Here is a 16273-nt window from a genome sequence, read left to right on the forward strand (position 1 = left end):
CCTGCGGCACCCGTGTCTCGGAAATATCGAGGCGCGAAATCACCTTGATGCGGGACGCGAGCTTGTCCTTGATTGCGATGGGGGGTGATGCGATCTCCCGGAGTTCTCCGTCGATGCGAAAGCGCACACGGTATTGGTGCTCGTACGGCTCAAAATGCAAATCCGACGCACGCATGTTGAAGGCGTCCAACAGCATCTTGTGCAAAAACTTGACGATGGGAGCGTCTTCCACATCGGTAGCTGCGCTATCGCTGTTGTCCGGCGCCTCTTCAATGGGCGCGTCATCAAATTCAAAATCGCCCCCCCCACTCACGAGCGTGTCCATCGTCTGTGCGGTGGACTTGGTCGTTTCTTCTACCAACCGGTTGAGTTTGTCGTACTCTGCAATAATCCAATCCACGCCCATTTGGGTGGTGAACTTGATTTTCTCCGCAGCTTCCTGATCGGTGGGATCCGCGGTAGCAACTATAAGCCGATTATTCCGCTTGCTGAGGACAATGACTTTATAGGCTTGGCAGATCTTGGGGTCTAGAAGCTCCTTCGGGAGCCGCACGGGGTCAATAGCCTCCAGGTCCAGCAGGGGGGCGCCAAATACAGCCGAGACGGTGTGCGCCAAATCCGCTGCTGAAACGGCTCCCGAGCCTGTCAGCTCGGCAATAAAGCTCGAGCGACTAATTTGTGACTTTTTGTAAATGTCTTCTGCGGCCTTCTGGGTCAGCTTGCCGGCAGAGATCAACGCCCTGCCCAGACCGGGGAGGGCAACTGCGGAGGCTTCTTTAGGGGCAGTATCGACAGCGGCCATGTAACCGGTAATGTATAGGTGTGGAAAAGAAACCATCCTATCATCACCGATCAATTGCAGGCTGTACAGTGATCGATATTGGCAACAGCACCACAGCCGTAGACGGTCCGGGTTGGTGGTTGCAATGTATTTTGGTCGGGGTGAGAGGATTCGAACCTCCGGCCTCTACGTCCCGAACGTAGCGCTCTACCAGGCTAAGCTACACCCCGTTTTGGCCTTTCGCGCAATGCGACAAGGTCAATTGCGCCTTGAAAGTAACTGCGCAGCCAATTCTAGCAAAGCAGCGGAGTAGGCGTTCGAAGGCAGTCGTTCTACCGCTGCCATTGCACGGCGAGCCTCGTTCGCAGCGGCCGCTCGCGTAATGTCGAGGGCGCCTGTATCGCGAACGATCTGCACGATCTCCGCCAATTGGTCTGTGGAGCCGTGCTCTATGGCGTTGTGCACGATTTGTGCTTGGGCGGGCGTCCCCCGTGCCATCGCGGCAATGAGGGGGAGGGTGGATTTGCCTTCCCGTAAATCATCGCCCAGGTTCTTTCCCATTTCTGTCGTGTCGCCGTCGTAGTCGAGGACATCGTCAATGATCTGAAAGGCCGTTCCAAGCGCTTGACCGTACGTGGCGCATGCATCCTCCACGTCTGGTGGGCTTGCGGCCAAAACGGCGGCCAGGCGAGCGCTGGCTTCGAATAGTTTCGCGGTCTTGGAGCGGATCACGCGCAGGTAACCCGCTTCGTCCAGCGATGCATCATGCATGTTCATCAACTGGAGCACCTCGCCTTCGGCGATCACATTGGTGGCTTCCGAGAGGATTTCCATGATGCGCATGCTGCCCGCTTCGACCATCATCTGGAAGGAGCGGGTGTGCAGGAAGTCGCCTACGAGAACGCTGGCAGGGTTCCCGAAGGTCTCGTTAGCGGTGGGGCGGCCTCTGCGCAAAGTCGAGGCGTCGACGACGTCGTCGTGCAGCAGCGTCGCGGTATGGATGAGTTCCACCACTGCAGCCAGGCTGTGTCGGTGCGCGCCTCGGTAATCCAATGCGCCGCACACCATCAGAAGGAGGGCAGGGCGCAAGCGTTTTCCGCCCGCGGCGATGATGTACTGCGATATCTGTGCCACCAGGGGAACGCTGGAGGTCAGGCGCTGACTGATGACCTTGTCGACCTCGTGCATGTCTTGTGCAACGAGCAAGAGTGGCGAGGCTGCGGGGGCGGTATGGTCAGTCAAGATGGTGGTCACAGAAAGAGACCGGATTATAGGAAGCGTGCAAGAGCCGATTCGCTTTCGTGCGGACTGTGTTGCGCGGCGTCTTGGAGGGGGTGGCGCGTGGCCGGGCTATGCGCTATACTCAAAGGCTCTGTGGAAATTCGTCCGCAGAACTCAAATCAAGAGGTCAACATGTACGCGGTCATAAAAACCGGCGGCAAGCAGTATCGCGTTGCTTCCGGCGAAAAAATTAAAGTAGAACAGATTGCTGCGGACGTAGGCCAGGAAATTGTGATCGACCAGGTTCTGGCTGTCGGCAACGGCGCTGAACTGAAGGTGGGTACGCCCCTGGTGTCCGGCGCAACCGTGAAAGCCACTGTTGTGGCCCACGGCAAGCACGACAAAGTGCACATCTTCAAGATGCGCCGTCGCAAGCACTATCAAAAACGCCAAGGCCATCGCCAGCAGTTCACTGAGCTGCAAATCGGTGCGATTGCTGCTTAATCGAAGGAGCTAGTCATGGCACAGAAAAAAGGCGGCGGCTCTACGCGAAACGGGCGCGACTCCAAGCCAAAGATGCTGGGTGTCAAGGCGTTCGGTGGTGAACTGATCAGCGCTGGCTCGATCATCGTGCGTCAGCGCGGCACGCGTTTCCACCCCGGCACCAATGTCGGCGTGGGCAAGGACCACACCCTGTTTGCCCTGGTGGACGGCCATGTGTCGTTCGGCACCAAGGGTGCATTGTCCAAATCGACGGTCAGTGTGACTCCTGCCTGAGGTTTGTTCCCCCGGTAGCCATCGAAGCCCCGCTTTGCCGGGGCTTTGTTGTTTGGTCTGTACGATGCACGGAGATCGTCTGCAGACTGGCGCCTGCCAGGCATTGGCAGTTCCGACAGAAATGGGGCGGTCCACTGCTGGTCCTGCGCCCTTTTGTAAACTGGATATCCCATGAAGTTCGTCGATGAAGCCTTTATTGACATTGCCGCCGGCGATGGTGGCAATGGCTGCGTGTCGTTCAGGCACGAAAAGTACAAGGAGTTCGGCGGCCCCAATGGGGGCGACGGGGGGCGTGGCGGGCATGTGTTTGCCGTGGCCGATCCCAACCTCAATACCCTGGTGGATTACCGCTACTCACGCCGGTACGAGGCCAAGCGTGGCGAACATGGCATGGGATCGGACATGTTCGGCGCCGCCGGTGCCGACATCACTCTCAAGATGCCTGTCGGGACCATCATCACCGATGCCGAGACGGGCGAGGTGCTCTACGAGTTGCTGACCCCGGGCGAGGTCATCACCATTGCCAAGGGTGGCGATGGTGGCTTTGGCAATATGCGTTTCAAGAGCGCCATCAATCGCGCGCCACGGCAGAAGACGCCAGGCTGGCCGGGCGAGAGAAAGAATCTCAAGCTGGAACTGAAGGTTCTGGCTGATGTTGGCTTGCTGGGAATGCCCAATGCGGGGAAATCCACCTTCATCACGGCGGTGTCCAATGCCCGGCCCAAAATTGCAGACTATCCATTCACCACGCTGCATCCCAACCTCGGGGTTGTGCGGGTGGGGCCGGAGCAGAGCTTTGTGGTGGCCGATATTCCGGGTTTGATCGAAGGTGCCTCGGAGGGGGCCGGTCTGGGGCATCAGTTCCTTCGCCACCTGCAGCGCACCCGCTTGCTGCTTCACATCGTGGATCTGGCGCCCTTCGATGACGCAGTGGACCCTGTGGCGCAAGCCAAAGCCATCGTGAACGAGCTGAAGAAGTATGACCAGAAGCTGTACGACAAGCCGCGCTGGCTCGTGCTCAACAAGCTCGACCTGGTGCCTCCCGACGAGCGGGAGGCACGGGTCAAGGACTTCGTCAAGCGCTTCAAGTGGAAGGGTCCCGTGTTTGAGATTTCAGCCCTGACGCGAGAGGGGTGCGAGCCGCTGATCCATGCCATCTTCCGTCACGTGCAGTCCGAGCAACGCACTGAAAACGAGCCAGTGGAAGTGGATCCCCGTTTTGCAGGCGACGCACCGGCCTGATCCCTGGCAGGGTCGTTGAGATCGATTGCTATAATTTTAATAGCTGCCGACGCTTGATGGAAGAGCGTTAGTGGTCCAAAGCACTTAAAAATGGTTTCCAGCGTATTGCGTGATGCCCGCCGCATTGTGGTCAAGGTGGGTTCCAGTCTCGTGACCAACGAGGGCCGTGGCCTCGATGAAACCGCCATTGGCGAATGGAGTCGCCAGCTGGCGGCGTTGGTGCGCGGCGATGGCGGGGCGCCGCGTGAAGTGGTGATGGTGTCCAGCGGCGCCATTGCCGAAGGCATGAAGCGTCTGGGATGGACCACGCGGCCGCACGAAGTCCACGAACTCCAGGCCGCCGCGGCCGTCGGGCAGATGGGGTTGGCCCAGATGTATGAGACCAAGCTGCGCGAGCAAGGCATGGGCAGTGCTCAGGTGCTGCTCACGCACGCGGATCTGGCCGACCGGGAGCGCTACCTGAACGCGCGCTCGACCCTGCTCACGCTGCTGCGCCTGGGCGTGGTGCCGGTGATCAATGAGAACGACACTGTCGTCAATGACGAAATCAAATTTGGCGACAACGACACGCTGGGGGCCTTGGTGGCCAACCTGGTCGAGGCCGATGCGCTGATCATCCTCACGGACCAGAAAGGCTTGTACACCGCCGACCCTCGCCGCGATGCGTCCGCGCAGTTCGTGCACGAAGCGAAGGCGGGCGATCCGGCGCTGGAGGCCATGGCCGGCGGCGCGGGCTCGAGCATCGGCAAGGGGGGCATGATCACCAAGATCCTCGCGGCCAAGCGGGCTGCGGGGTCCGGGGCGTCCACGGTGATTGCCTGGGGGCGGGAGGCCGACGTGCTGCTCCGCTTGGTGCGTGGCGACGCGCTGGGAACCTTGCTGGTGGCCCAGACGCAGAAAAAGCAGGCGCGCAAGCAATGGATGGCGGACCACCTGCAACTGCGCGGCGCAGTGGTGGTCGATGCTGGTGCGGCAGCCAAGGTGCGGGACGAAGGCAAGAGCCTGTTGCCGATTGGCATGACCGCGGTGGAGGGTGACTTTTCGCGCGGCGATGTGATTGCCGTGCGGGATGCCGCGGGCGTTGAAATCGCCCGGGGCCTGGCCAACTATGCCGCCGCTGAAGCGCGCCTGTTGTGCCGCAAGCCGTCGGCCGAATTCGAAAAGCTCCTCGGCTATGTGGCGGAGGCCGAAATGGTGCACCGGGACAACCTGGTGCTTGCGGCCAGCTGAACCGGGCCGAGCAGCCTGCGTTTGCCGATGGCGCATGCCCGGGGCAGCGGCACAGGCTGTGTCCGCAGGCCCCCCTCGGTGCACTACTGGCCGGACGGTGGCATTTCTAGCGCTGCTTGGAGTTCGAACCCGAATCAGGGCTCGATGAAGGGGGCAGGGCGTCCAACTCTGCGGGAATGCTGGTTTGCGGATCGGGGTCGAAGCTCGCCCCGGGGGGGAGCTCCATGCCCGGATTGACCAGCATGGAGCCTGTGCGAAACATCGCGCCCGCATGCTCACCCTCGCGCGTGCGCATGCCGCTGCGCAGGTAGCGATTGCGCTGTTCGTGGCGAGGCAGGAAGCGGGCCAGTTCCGTCAGCGCCATTTCATAGACGCCACGCTTGAATTCGACCACGACATCCAGCGGAACCCAGTAGTCATTCCAGCGCCAGGCGTCGAATTCCGGATGGTTGGTGGCACGCAGGTTCAGGTCCCAGTCGTGTCCTACCAGTTGAAGCAGATACCAGATTTGTTTCTGGCCCTTGTAGTGTCCGCGTGCATCGCGGCGGATGTACCGGTCAGGCACCTCATAGCGCAACCAGTCCCGGGTGCGGGCCACCACGCGCACGTGGCTGGGCAATAATCCCACTTCTTCGTGCAGTTCACGGAACATGGCCTGCTCGGGGGTTTCGCCCCGGTCAATGCCGCCCTGCGGAAACTGCCAGCTGTGGGTGCGGATGCGCTTGCCCCAGAACACCTGGTTTTTCTGGTTGAGCAGGATGATGCCGACGTTCGGCCGAAAGCCGTCCCGGTCAAGCATAATCAAACCCCAAATTTTTAAACTGTGTCCATTATGCACGGCGCCTAGCGTGCGGCAAGTGGACCAGCTTGTTCTGCTCGATATCGTCCCGATGAAAGCCTCCCAATTCTTTATTTCCACCCTCAAGGAAGCCCCGGCGGATGCCGAGGTGGTCAGCCACAAACTCATGACGCGGGCGGGGCTGATCAAGAAGCTGGGCGCCGGGATCTATAACTACATGCCCATGGGGCTCAGGGTGATCCGCAAGGTGGAAGCCATCGTGCGCGAGGAGATGAACCGCGCAGGCGCCGTGGAGCTGACCATGCCCGTGGTCCAGCCCGCCGAACTCTGGCAGGAAACCGGCCGGTTCGAAAAGATGGGCCCCGAGCTGCTGCGCATCCAGGACCGCCACGGCCGTGATTTCGTGGTGCAGCCCACCAGCGAGGAAGTGGTCACTGACATCGCTCGCCAGGAGCTCAAGAGCTACAAGCAGCTGCCAAAGAACTTCTACCAGATCCAGACCAAGTTCCGCGATGAGCGCCGTCCGCGCTTCGGCCTGATGCGGGGGCGCGAATTCATCATGAAGGACGCCTACAGCTTCGACAAGGACCAGGCGGCCGCCAAGGCCAGCTACCAGGTCATGGCGCAGGCCTACCGCCGCATCTTCGACCGCTTCGGCCTGACCTACCGCGCGGTCGCGGCCGACAGCGGCGCCATCGGAGGAGACCTGTCGGAGGAGTTCCAGGTGATCGCCGCCACGGGCGAAGACGCCATCGTCTACTGTCCGGCCAGCGACTATGCCGCCAACATGGAAAAGGCCGAGGCTCTGGCACCCGCCGGGCCGCGCGGTGCGGCCACCCAGCCCATGACCAAGACGGCCACCCCCGGCAAGGCCACTTGCGCCGATGTGGCCGAGCTGCTGGGCGTACCCTTGCAAACCACCGTGAAGTCGCTGGTATTGGCCACCGACGACACCAATGAAGCCGGTGAGATCGTCAAGAGCCAAGTCTGGCTGCTGCTGCTGCGCGGCGACCACGACATGAACGAGATCAAGGTGGCCAAGGTGCCGGGGCTGGACGCGGGATTCCGCTTCGCGAGCCTGGCGGAAATCGAAGACCACTTCGGCTGCAAGCCCGGCTACCTGGGCCCCCTGGGCCTGAAGAAGCCTGTCAAGCTCGTGGTGGATCGCGAGGTGGCCGTGATGGCTGACTGGATCTGCGGTGCCAACGAACCCGACTTCCACATCACCGGCGTGAACTGGGGCCGCGACCTGCCCGAGCCCGATGCCGTGGCCGACCTGCGCAACGTGGTGGCGGGCGACCGCTCGCCTGACGGCAAGGGTGACCTGGCCATTGAGCGCGGCATTGAAGTGGGCCATGTGTTTTACCTTGGCACCAAGTATTCCAAGGCCATGAACGCCACGTTCCTGGACGAAAACGGCAAGCCCCAGCCCTTCGAGATGGGCTGCTACGGCATCGGCGTCACACGCTTGCCGGCGGCCGCCATCGAGCAGAACCACGACGAGCGCGGCATCATCTGGCCCGACGCGATCGCGCCTTTCACCGTGGTGGTCTGCCCTGTGGGCATGGACCGCAGCGAGGCCGTCAAGGCCACGGCCGAGCAGCTGTATGCCGACCTGCTGGCCGCGGGTGTGGATGTGATCCTGGACGACCGTGGCGAACGTCCCGGTGCCATGTTTGCCGACTGGGAGCTGATCGGCGTGCCGCACCGCGTGACGATTGGCGACAAGAGCCTCAAGGAGGGCGTGGTTGAGTACCAGCACCGCCGCGACGCCGCCGCCGCCAAGGTGGCAGTGGCCGACATCCTGGCCCACGTGAAGGGCCGGCTCGCGGCATGAGCCAGAGCGCCTCTCAGCCGGGCCGGGCCGGGCTGAGCCGGCGGGCCTTGCTGGGTGCCGGCGCCGCGTGCCCCGTGGCGTGGCTGGCCCTGGCGCCTGAGGCTGCCTGGGCAGGGGGGCAGCTTGAAGAGCCCCTGGCGGATTCGGTGCGCACAGCCCTGGCCTCCGCCATCGCCTTCAGCGCGCCGCCCGAACCCGAATTCCGTTCCACCGAAGCGCGCATTCACTACCTGCGGTGGCTCAGCACGATGAGCGATCGGCTGCGCCGCCGCAAACCCGACCTGGACGTGCGCCGCGAGTTTTTGCAGACCGTGTGGTACGAGTCTGCCCGTGCGGGCCTGGATGTGTCTCTCGTGCTGGGGCTGGTGCAGGTGGAGAGCGCATTCCGCAAGTTCGCAGTCTCCAGCGTGGGCGCGCGTGGCTACATGCAGGTGATGCCGTTCTGGACACGGGTGATCGGCGATGGCGATCCTGGCAAGCTGTTCCACATGCAGACCAACCTGCGCTTTGGCTGCGTGATCCTGCGCCACTACATCGAGCGCGAGCGGGGCGACCTGTTCATGGCGCTGGGCCGCTACAACGGCAGCCGCGGGCGTTCACCTTATCCCGATGCGGTGTTTGGTGCGCAGCGCAACTGGTTATTCGGCGAAAAGCCTCCAGTGCCTTCCGCCTGACCGGGGCGCAGAAAACGTTGGAGTGCTGGTGGCGTGCAAGAGCCGACCGTGGAAAATGCGAAATCGCTATCAAAAATATAGCTACTGGCGCTGATCAGACAAGCGCAAAGGGCGATTTTTTAGACTCTTCTGGCGAATGCCGCTGACGTCTCGGTTTCCCACGGCCACGCCCAGTATCGGGGCGGGCTGCAGCCCATTGGGGTGTGCCGATCCAGCATCTTGAACCACCCCAGGCACGATCCGAGATACTTCGTGGCGACGCTCTTGAAGCGCTGCGTCCATCCGCTCAGTCTGCTGACATAGGCATTGACGTTCTGAACATGCCAGTCGTCTCTCACGCGGTGGCCAGCGTGGCGCTGCCAACGGTACACAGAATGGTGTCCGGTGGTAGCGAGGGCTTGGATATCAACAGCCTTCCAACGCTCTTTCATCCTGCATCAGAGTAGTTTGGCCTCCTGCACCAAATATCTGCCCGACCCTCTGTCGCGCGCTCCGGCTGCCTGCGACTCGTTGCGGCTGAAGACCTTGAAACACCCTGTCGGTCCGTCCGTGCGCGTTGTGCAGCGCCTCACATTCCTTGTACAGCCCGCGCAAAGGTGCCTACAGCACCCTCTGCGCCATGGCCATGCGGGTCAGGTGCACCGCAGAGTCGGCCTGCATCTTCCCGAGAACCCGACCCCGGTGTAGTTCCACCGTCTTGGCGCTGATGTTCAGGTCCCGAGCAATCTCCTTGCTCATCTTGCCGTCCACCACCCCCCGCATCACCTCGGACTCTCTGTCCGTCAGCGTGGCCAGCCTGCGCTGGAACTCTGCACAGGCTGGTGGCCGAGGTGGCGCAGCCGGGGCCTCAAACGCCCGGGCCAGTGCGTGCTCAAGCGCACTGTCTTCAAACGGTTTTTCCAGAAACGTGACTGCGCCTTTTTCCATGGCCTGTACCGCCAGCGGCACATCGCCATGCCCCGTCATGTAAACCACAGGCAGCGGCCACTGCGCCTGTGGCCCCGCTATCCCCCGCGCAATCAGCGCATCGTGCACCTGCAGCCCGGACATCCCCGGCATGCGCACATCCAGCAGCAGGCAACTGTCAGTCAGCGAGCCCACCTGCATCTGACGTTCCAGGGCCGCAATGGCTGCAGCAGCGTCTCCGAAATCCATGACCCGGTAGCCCGCCCCCTCCAACCACCAGCGGGCTGTAGTTCGGAACTCCGCGTTGTCATCCAGCAGGTACAGCGTTCGTGTAGTCGGTCTATCTTGCCCCACTATCATGTGTCTATCTCTCCCTCATGCAAAAATCTTTGGGGTGCAGTCGCAATCGGGAGGTGGCTGCATGGCCGCCCTCCTCGTGCCAGGTCTGCCCCCTGCTCAGGCCCGATCTGCCGCCAGCTCCTGCGTATCCTGCGTGTCCTGTGTTGCAACCAACGGCAGCGCGACGAAGAACGTGCAACCCCGGTCCGTATTGGGCGTGAACCACAGGCGGCCCTGGTGCAGTTCAATCAGGCTGCGGCAGATGTTCAGCCCCACACCCATTCCCGTGGGTTTCGTCGAGAAAAACGGCATGAACAACTGCGCCGCCGTCTCATCCTCCATGCCACACCCTGAATCCCGGATCGCCATCTCCAGCATCTGGTCCACCTCATCGATCCGGCACACGACCTCCAGACGTCGCTCGTGCGCGGGCGACGTCGCCATGGCATCGATCGCATTGCGCAGCAAATTCACCAGCACCTGCTGCACCATCACACCATCGGCCACCACCGCCCAGCCGCGCTGCTGCAGCGTCTGCTCAATGCCGTCCTCCTGTACGGACCACTGCACCCCGTGGCGCTCCAGGTCCCAATCCAGTAGCGCCAAGCTACTGCGCAACAAGGTCAGCGTATCCAGAGGCTCCCGTTGCGGTTGGTGATTGCGCGTGTAGTCCCGCACCCGGCCAATCACCCGTGCCGCGTACTGCACCTGCTCCAACGCCAGCTGCACCCCTTGCGTCAGCGGCGGCAACATCTGCGGCTGCAAACTTTCACCAGCGGATGCCAGCCGCGCCTTCAGGCCCCGCAGCACATTGCCCACCGCCCCTAGCGGCTGGTTGAGCTCATGTGCCAACGTGGTCGCCATCTCGCCCACCGCCAAGCTGTGCGACGTAAAAAGCAGTCGCTCACGGTCTTCCAGGTGGCGTCGCGTAGGGTTCAGCGCCCCTCCATCAGGCCCAAGCCACAGCGCCCACAGTCCCTGCTGCGGTGCCACCGGGGCCAGTCGGGCAGGGCGCGTGCGTGCACCCCCAGGCGCGGCATGCATGCGGCCATCGTGTGCCTCGTCGAGCCCATCCACTTGCTCGCCACACAACTCCACCGTGCCTGCCCATCCTTGATCACAGCCCGGCCATTGGGCTACCGCGCACATCCCGGCCGTCAACCCTTCCAGCCGCTCGCACAGCAGTGCCAGGGGGGCACCCACGGGCGGCCAGGTGTCCTGCTCTACCCTCTCCGTGGGAGGGGCCACTGCCGCACACAGCGCTGCATTGCGCCAAAGCACCCGACCTGTGCCAGACACATCCAGCACCGCCATCGCATCGCCCAGAGCAGTCAGCGCACAGGCCTGCCAGTCGGCAGGCAGCCCCTGCGCCAAGCCTACGCTGTTCAAGCCATCACCCTGCATGCACGGCATGCAGCGCACCCAGGCCCGCGCCATCCAGCGGTACAGGCACCCGCAGTGCCATCAGTGTCCACTGCGTGCCCAGCAAGCGACGCAGGCGGCGCGGCTCCTGCAGCACAATGCGCTCGGGCGCACCCGGGCCCGCCGCCGCAGGCTCGTCAGCCGCGCTATGCACCACCAGCTGCGGCGTGTGGCGATCTGGCCGAGAAGCTCCCAGCCGCCACCGGCCTGCGGCATCCACGTCCTGGCGCAAGCGCCACACCCGCCACTGCGTATCGGCAGGCATCGTTGCCGTCCAGCGCGCCACCAGCGGCCAGGCTTGCCCTGCTGCGCCAGCAGCCCGCCCCGGACGCACCGCATCCGGGCGCAGTACATGCCCCCACAGGCGCATGTGCGACACATCGGGCGGCGCCAGCACCAACACACAGCGACCCGCCTCCAGCTCCCGCAACAATGCCTGCTGCGCATTGGCCTCCAGCCACACCCGCAGCGCTCGGTAGTGCTGGGCAGCGGCTTCTCGACTCATATCCTCCAGCCCTGGCGCCTCACCGGGCTCCTCCTGCGCGTCCTCATCGGCATCGCTCCAGGCATCCCAGAAATCTTCGTCCTCCAGCTCCGGCGCAGCATTGCGTGGCATGTCGCGGTCCACCCGCTCCACCCGGTCCTGCGACACCCGCTGCCGAACCTTCGGTGCCAGAGCCAAAGCCATTGCCAGGGCATGCGGCATCTCCGTCGGTTCGCCCGCGAGCAGCGGCTTGCCAGGCTCCCGCTCCTCACGCCCGCCTGCTGCCCCCGTTGCTATCGAACCTTTGGCGTCTGCGCCTGTGGCAGCTGCCAGCGGCCCCTCAGCGCGGCCGCGTGGCCCCAGCGCCAGCCCATCGGGCCGCACGCCGCGTGGGGCCATTTCAGGCCCGCGCGCCGTAGCCCCTGCTGCGGCGGCTCCTGCGCCCGGCCGCGCCATCCCCGCAAAGCCCCCCGCAGGGCCCTCGCCCAAGCGCGCAGCCCGCAGCGCCCACTGCGCCTGCGCCAGCGCCACCGCAGCTGCCCCCGCCGTCATCTGGCCAGCCAACGTGCGACCCAATGCCTGGGCCAGGGCAGCTTGCGCCTGCGCCACTGCAGGCAGCGCACCGGCGCGCCCCGCCATGCTCCCAGACGGCGCTGCGCCCTCTCGATTCTCTGTGCGTGGCTGGGGGGGCGTCTGTTTGCGGCCTTCCGTCGGCGGTGCCGCTCCCACAGTTGCCGCCTGTGCGCTCTGTGCTGCCTGCGCGGCCTGCACCGCCGCAGGTGTTTGTCCTGCGCTGGCAGGCATGCTTTTGGCAGCAGCGAACCCATTGCCTTGTGCCAAAGACTGCGCAGCTGCATCAGCCCGAGGGTTGGCAATGCCCACCTGCGTTGCTGCCGGGCTGGTGCCAGGCGGGCGCGGTAAACCCCCGCCCGTACTCGTCCCTTCAGTCCGCAGCCCGCCGCCGGTCGCCGCGCCCTGCCATGGCGCAGCGCCGTAGTTTTGGCCTCCCATGGCGCTGCCGTTGTGTACGGCAGAACCAGCACCCCAGCTGGTGCCAGCGCCTGAAATCGTCACAGCCGTGCCAGCCAGCGTGGTGGCTGGTGCCAGCGCCCCCGGCGGCGCTCCAACAGGGGGCTGGCCCCCCTGCGCACCGCCCTGCTGAGAACTCCCTCCTCCAGAACCATAGCCGCCAGGCGGCACACTCGTGCCACTGGCTGTGGGCTGAGATGCTGCACCACCCTGTGGCGTACCCGCGGCCGAGTACGCCTGGCCGCCGCCCTGCACCTGTCCTGCATCGCTGTAGGTTGCCCAGTTTCCCGGGCTCCCACCGCCGCTACCGCCGACGTTGGTGCTCAGCCCGCCCACGGGCTGCTGTCCCCCGCCACCAGGGCCAACACTGCCGGTACCGCCAGCTCCGGAGCCCCCCGGACTGGATTCCCCACTGCTGCCCAGCCCAGGGCGTGCGCCGGGTGGGCTGCTGCCGGTGTTGGTTGAGCCGTTGGGCCCGGCCGTGGGGCTGGCCTCATCGGGCTGTTGGGCTGGAGTGGGGTTGTGTGCAGGGTCCGCACTGGGGCCCTCTGCCGGAGCAGGGGGCGGCTGGTCGGAGGCAGGTGGCAGCTGAGGATTCACCGGCGCGGGGGGCTCACTGGGCGTGGGGGCCTGCACCGGAGCCTCGGGCGCAGCGGGGGGCTGCGCGGGTAAGTCGGTGGGAGTAGGAGTGACCGGTGGGGTCAGTGCATCACTATGGCCGGTGAACATTCGTGAAAAAGGTTATTTTAAGTATATTTTTGCACCGGATATTTGTATTTTTTTAGAAGCTATGGGTAACTCCAATACCGTAATTATTAAGAGTGCCTTCCCGCATGTAGTTGATGTAGGTTTGTGTTCGCTTGGATAAGGCGTATGTACCGTTGATAGTCGCGTTGGTGTATTTTTTGCGTCCAAACCGTGCATTGCCAATGGTGTACTCAGCCTTGGTTTCGCGGGCTATATCAATACCTGCTGAAAATTGATTCCAGGTGGCCTTGGCGCCCAGAGTAATGCCACTGGATGAAAAAATAGCATTGGCCACGCTAAGTAGGGTGGAAGGGTCGTAATATCGTCCATTGCGCGATTGAAAGTAGCCGCCTGAAAATGCAAGGTTTTGGTATTGGTATTTGGCACCAAAGGCAAAATTGGCTTTCTGGTCGCTTGCCTTGTTATAGGCGGCGCCCATAGTCAGAGGGCCTGTTCTGTAAGTAGCGCCGAGGTCCACCTTGCTGCGGTTGGCACCATTGAGCAGATCGTTGTCCTTCGGCACATAGGCGGCCTCCAGCATAAGACCACCCAATTGCGGCGTACGGTAGCTGATCTGATTGGATTGGCGCAGGCCAGCGCCCACAGCGCCGAAAACTCGAACTGCAATGGAATTATTTCCTGCGCCCATCAAATCCCAGGACGCCATAGCGTTATAGCTGGGCGTAGTGGCTCGACCTAGTTTTATGCGGCCCCAGCTATCACCCACCCAAACGCTGGAGTTGCGAGCAAACGCGCCTGCAGGGTCGGTTGCGCCACTGGACGCATCTAAGCCTTGCTCCAGCTGAAAGCCCGCTTGCAGCCCGCCACCCAAGTCTTCCACCCCTTTGAAACCTACAAAGCTGTCTTGGAGATTCACCATGGAAGAACTTTGTAGGCCGATCCTACCCGGCTTCACTTGGGTACTGTCTACTTGATATGTTTTACCCACAGCCACATCCACAGCGCCATAAATCGTCACATTCGATTGCGCCCAGGCCGGTGCGCAAGCCAGCAGCGTTGCCAGAGCCAAAGGGGTTACTTGGTATTTATTCATGAACAGTATTTGATCCAGAGGTTGTAGAAAGGCTGCCCCTCCCTGATGCCCACCAGTCCAACCTGGCAGGGCAGCCCAGCGCGGGATTAAAGCAAGCCGCTGGCGGCGCTGAGCCGTGGTTTCGCGCGCACGCAACAGCAGGTGTTACTGCACGCTGGGGAAGTGTGAAAAGAATGTTTCTTTTGATTGCAATTCATGGGGGCCTTGTTGCACAAATCGGCAGCGCAGGGGACCCACCGATGCTGTCGGCACTGCTGGCGCAGATGCCGTCGCATGAACTTTTAGCCAGGGTGAGTACCGACGGTGCCTATGACACTAAAGGCTGCCATGCTGCGATAGCCCAAAGAAGCGCGCAGGCGGTGATTCCCCCGCAAAAGAACGGTAAACCGTGAAAAGAGACCTGGGTGGGAGCAGCAGTGCGCAATGCAGCGCTGCGAGCCTGCGAAAGGCTGGGGTGGGGGATCTGGAAGAAATGGAGTGGTTTTCACCGAAGAAGCCTAGTGGAGACCAAGATGCACTGCTTCAAACGCCTGGGCGAGGGGGGGATGGCCCGCACGTTTGAGCGACAGGTAACGCAATTGCATGTGCGTGGGGCTTTGCTCAACCGCTTCACGTAACTTGGGCGCCGACAAGGTGCCTGGGTCGGTACCCGCTATGGCATAGCTGTGTCTGGGGCTGTGGTTATCTCGGCCTGACTGGGGTTTGTGCAACAAAGCCCGGCAGTAAAAATAACTCGCCCCACTGGAACAGCACACGCACCTGGATCATTTGGCCAGCAATTTAGACTACAGAATTTATTTGCGTAAGTGTCGCATCACGGGCGACTTGTGAAATAGTTTAATTTATGGATATATTCTTGGTCGGCTAGAGTCTCCAGCACACGCTGCAACCATACATCGGTCGTGATGCCTTCGGTTTCTGGTTTGAAGTTTCCACCAAGTTTGTTAATTGCATCTTGCGGTAGCGGTCCTTTGCTTTGCAAATAAAGCAAGGCTGATTTCAACTGATTCTTTGATTCAATTGGCTCATCCAAGCTGAAAGCTTTTACAGCGTCCAGAGACGAAACGTAATCATCTGTCCAATCTTGGTTGAAATGCGCTTCAAAAAAATAGGTCACTATGTCATTCATAGTTATCTGGCGTTATGGTTTCGGAAAAGAAGTATGAACACGGTAACCGTTTGGACCTAATGGGCCTCTAACCAACAAGAAAAATGCGTTGTTTGATGGTTGCGATACCAATGCCCCTCGTGGAATAATCCTACCGACCTCGTAGTTGAACGGCTGAGTGAGAGTCAACCGAGGTGTTTGACCTTGTAGCCAAGTTTGCACTTAGCTTGCTGCGCCTGAAGTGTCTCTCCAACAACTCGCTGTGCCATTTCTAAATTTGGGTACGTTGAAGAATCCAAGATATCTGGTTCAGTTTGAAAGCGCGCTAGCAACTCAGTATCAGTTTTCCCGACGTGTCTTCGAAGAGTGTGGCCATCAAGGTTCTCGTGGAAGATAAGCGTCCCACCACTTTCTGATTTGAGCAATGAAGCACTGCTGTTTGCCCCCTCCAAATCTCCGACGGCCCCCCACTCGAATGCTGCGCTTCGTCGCGCAGCATCCCCAGAGCCCACCGGCATGGCATCCACCAGTGTATTCAATCCCCCCTGGATGCTGTCCCCCAGCCCGTACAGTGCAGCCCGACCTCCAGGGATGGCCGCTACGCCGCCCAAGAACCCACCCAC

Annotated in this window: 15 protein-coding genes, 1 tRNA gene and 2 pseudogenes; 7 read left to right on the forward strand and 11 right to left on the reverse strand. The window is 62.0% G+C overall.

Annotated features, from left to right (window positions below; all coding sequences use genetic code 11):
• The 3 genes from MRY84_RS01240 to MRY84_RS01250 form a co-directional block, all read right to left on the reverse strand.
• A partial coding sequence (locus tag MRY84_RS01240) for an ATPase, T2SS/T4P/T4SS family (protein WP_291503956.1) occupies positions 1–802 on the reverse strand: 802 nt, incomplete at its 3' end.
• 132 nt (positions 803–934) lie between these two features.
• Positions 935–1011, reverse strand: a tRNA-Pro gene (locus tag MRY84_RS01245).
• A 28-nt stretch (positions 1012–1039) separates the two neighbouring features.
• Positions 1040–1969, reverse strand: a complete 930-nt coding sequence (locus MRY84_RS01250; protein ID WP_291503957.1) for a polyprenyl synthetase family protein — start codon at positions 1967–1969, stop codon at positions 1040–1042.
• Positions 1970–2194: 225 nt separating this feature from the next.
• On the opposite strand from MRY84_RS01250, the gene rplU reads away from it, so the two are divergent.
• From rplU to proB, 4 genes are all read left to right on the forward strand, one after another.
• Positions 2195–2506, forward strand: coding sequence for a 50S ribosomal protein L21 (gene rplU, locus MRY84_RS01255; RefSeq protein WP_005794184.1), 312 nt, complete (start codon positions 2195–2197; stop codon positions 2504–2506).
• Between the two features lie 15 nt (positions 2507–2521).
• Entirely contained in the window at positions 2522–2779 is a 258-nt protein-coding gene (gene rpmA / locus MRY84_RS01260) for a 50S ribosomal protein L27 (RefSeq protein WP_291503958.1), read from the forward strand.
• Between the two features lie 171 nt (positions 2780–2950).
• Positions 2951–4021 carry an Obg family GTPase CgtA gene (cgtA, locus tag MRY84_RS01265; RefSeq protein WP_291503959.1) on the forward strand — a complete coding sequence of 357 codons (1071 nt, stop codon included), beginning with the start codon at positions 2951–2953 and terminating at the stop codon, positions 4019–4021.
• A gap of 90 nt (positions 4022–4111) precedes the next feature.
• Complete coding sequence (proB, locus tag MRY84_RS01270) at positions 4112–5251, forward strand: glutamate 5-kinase (protein ID WP_291503960.1); 1140 nt, start codon at positions 4112–4114, stop codon at positions 5249–5251.
• 106 nt (positions 5252–5357) lie between these two features.
• Here the strand turns inward: proB and MRY84_RS01275 are convergent, their stop codons facing one another.
• The gene (locus MRY84_RS01275) at positions 5358–6050 is read right to left on the reverse strand and encodes an RNA pyrophosphohydrolase (protein WP_291503968.1); all 693 of its coding nucleotides are present in this window, start codon (positions 6048–6050) and stop codon (positions 5358–5360) included.
• 91 nt (positions 6051–6141) lie between these two features.
• On the opposite strand from MRY84_RS01275, the gene MRY84_RS01280 reads away from it, so the two are divergent.
• Both MRY84_RS01280 and MRY84_RS01285 read left to right on the forward strand, forming a co-directional pair.
• Positions 6142–7887 carry a proline--tRNA ligase gene (locus MRY84_RS01280; RefSeq protein WP_291503961.1) on the forward strand — a complete coding sequence of 582 codons (1746 nt, stop codon included), beginning with the start codon at positions 6142–6144 and terminating at the stop codon, positions 7885–7887.
• On the forward strand, positions 7884–8561 hold the full coding sequence (locus tag MRY84_RS01285) for a lytic transglycosylase domain-containing protein (RefSeq protein WP_291503962.1): 678 nt from the start codon (positions 7884–7886) through the stop codon (positions 8559–8561). Before MRY84_RS01280 ends, MRY84_RS01285 begins: the two co-directional genes overlap by 4 nt.
• A 119-nt stretch (positions 8562–8680) precedes the next feature.
• On the opposite strand, the pseudogene MRY84_RS01290 reads toward MRY84_RS01285, so the two are convergent.
• The 5 genes and pseudogenes from MRY84_RS01290 to MRY84_RS01310 all read right to left on the reverse strand — a co-directional run.
• A pseudogene (locus MRY84_RS01290) lies at positions 8681–8902 on the reverse strand (hypothetical protein); the annotation flags it as partial.
• 259 nt (positions 8903–9161) lie between these two features.
• Positions 9162–9827, reverse strand: a complete 666-nt coding sequence (locus tag MRY84_RS01295) for a LuxR C-terminal-related transcriptional regulator (RefSeq protein ID WP_291503963.1) — start codon at positions 9825–9827, stop codon at positions 9162–9164.
• Positions 9828–9923: 96 nt separating this feature from the next.
• On the reverse strand, positions 9924–11195 hold the full coding sequence (locus MRY84_RS01300; RefSeq protein ID WP_291503964.1) for a sensor histidine kinase: 1272 nt from the start codon (positions 11193–11195) through the stop codon (positions 9924–9926).
• A 4-nt stretch (positions 11196–11199) separates the two neighbouring features.
• The gene (locus MRY84_RS01305; protein ID WP_291503965.1) at positions 11200–12351 is read right to left on the reverse strand and encodes a hypothetical protein; all 1152 of its coding nucleotides are present in this window, start codon (positions 12349–12351) and stop codon (positions 11200–11202) included.
• 1171 nt (positions 12352–13522) lie between these two features.
• The gene (locus MRY84_RS01310; protein WP_291503966.1) at positions 13523–14542 is read right to left on the reverse strand and encodes a porin; all 1020 of its coding nucleotides are present in this window, start codon (positions 14540–14542) and stop codon (positions 13523–13525) included.
• 221 nt (positions 14543–14763) lie between these two features.
• Here MRY84_RS01310 and MRY84_RS01315 point away from each other — a divergent pair.
• A pseudogene (locus tag MRY84_RS01315) lies at positions 14764–15159 on the forward strand (transposase); the annotation flags it as partial.
• 197 nt (positions 15160–15356) lie between these two features.
• On the opposite strand, the gene MRY84_RS01320 reads toward MRY84_RS01315, so the two are convergent.
• Together MRY84_RS01320 and MRY84_RS01325 are read right to left on the reverse strand one after the other, a co-directional pair.
• Positions 15357–15671, reverse strand: a complete 315-nt coding sequence (locus MRY84_RS01320) for a contact-dependent growth inhibition system immunity protein (protein ID WP_291503967.1) — start codon at positions 15669–15671, stop codon at positions 15357–15359.
• A 164-nt stretch (positions 15672–15835) separates the two neighbouring features.
• Positions 15836–16273, reverse strand: a 438-nt coding sequence (locus MRY84_RS01325; protein ID WP_363317456.1) for an RNase A-like domain-containing protein, incomplete at its 5' end; no start/stop codon positions are given.

It is taken from the genome of Acidovorax sp., assembly GCF_022763525.1.
In the GTDB taxonomy this organism is placed as follows: Bacteria; Pseudomonadota; Gammaproteobacteria; order Burkholderiales; family Burkholderiaceae_C; genus Acidovorax.

What these genes read in the sequence shown, in the direction of transcription:
- MRY84_RS01250 (WP_291503957.1), bottom strand. Translation starts at nt 1,969, where the DNA reads ATGCACGAGGTCGACAAGGTCATCAGTCAGCGCCTGACCTCCAGCGTT.
- rplU (WP_005794184.1), top strand. Translation starts at nt 2,195, where the DNA reads ATGTACGCGGTCATAAAAACCGGCGGCAAGCAGTATCGCGTTGCTTCC.
- rpmA (WP_291503958.1), top strand. Translation starts at nt 2,522, where the DNA reads ATGGCACAGAAAAAAGGCGGCGGCTCTACGCGAAACGGGCGCGACTCC.
- cgtA (WP_291503959.1), top strand. Translation starts at nt 2,951, where the DNA reads ATGAAGTTCGTCGATGAAGCCTTTATTGACATTGCCGCCGGCGATGGT.
- proB (WP_291503960.1), top strand. Translation starts at nt 4,112, where the DNA reads ATGGTTTCCAGCGTATTGCGTGATGCCCGCCGCATTGTGGTCAAGGTG.
- MRY84_RS01275 (WP_291503968.1), bottom strand. Translation starts at nt 6,050, where the DNA reads ATGCTTGACCGGGACGGCTTTCGGCCGAACGTCGGCATCATCCTGCTC.
- MRY84_RS01280 (WP_291503961.1), top strand. Translation starts at nt 6,142, where the DNA reads ATGAAAGCCTCCCAATTCTTTATTTCCACCCTCAAGGAAGCCCCGGCG.
- MRY84_RS01285 (WP_291503962.1), top strand. Translation starts at nt 7,884, where the DNA reads ATGAGCCAGAGCGCCTCTCAGCCGGGCCGGGCCGGGCTGAGCCGGCGG.
- MRY84_RS01295 (WP_291503963.1), bottom strand. Translation starts at nt 9,827, where the DNA reads ATGATAGTGGGGCAAGATAGACCGACTACACGAACGCTGTACCTGCTG.
- MRY84_RS01305 (WP_291503965.1), bottom strand. Translation starts at nt 12,351, where the DNA reads ATGGCGGGGCGCGCCGGTGCGCTGCCTGCAGTGGCGCAGGCGCAAGCT.
- MRY84_RS01310 (WP_291503966.1), bottom strand. Translation starts at nt 14,542, where the DNA reads ATGAATAAATACCAAGTAACCCCTTTGGCTCTGGCAACGCTGCTGGCT.
- MRY84_RS01320 (WP_291503967.1), bottom strand. Translation starts at nt 15,671, where the DNA reads ATGAATGACATAGTGACCTATTTTTTTGAAGCGCATTTCAACCAAGAT.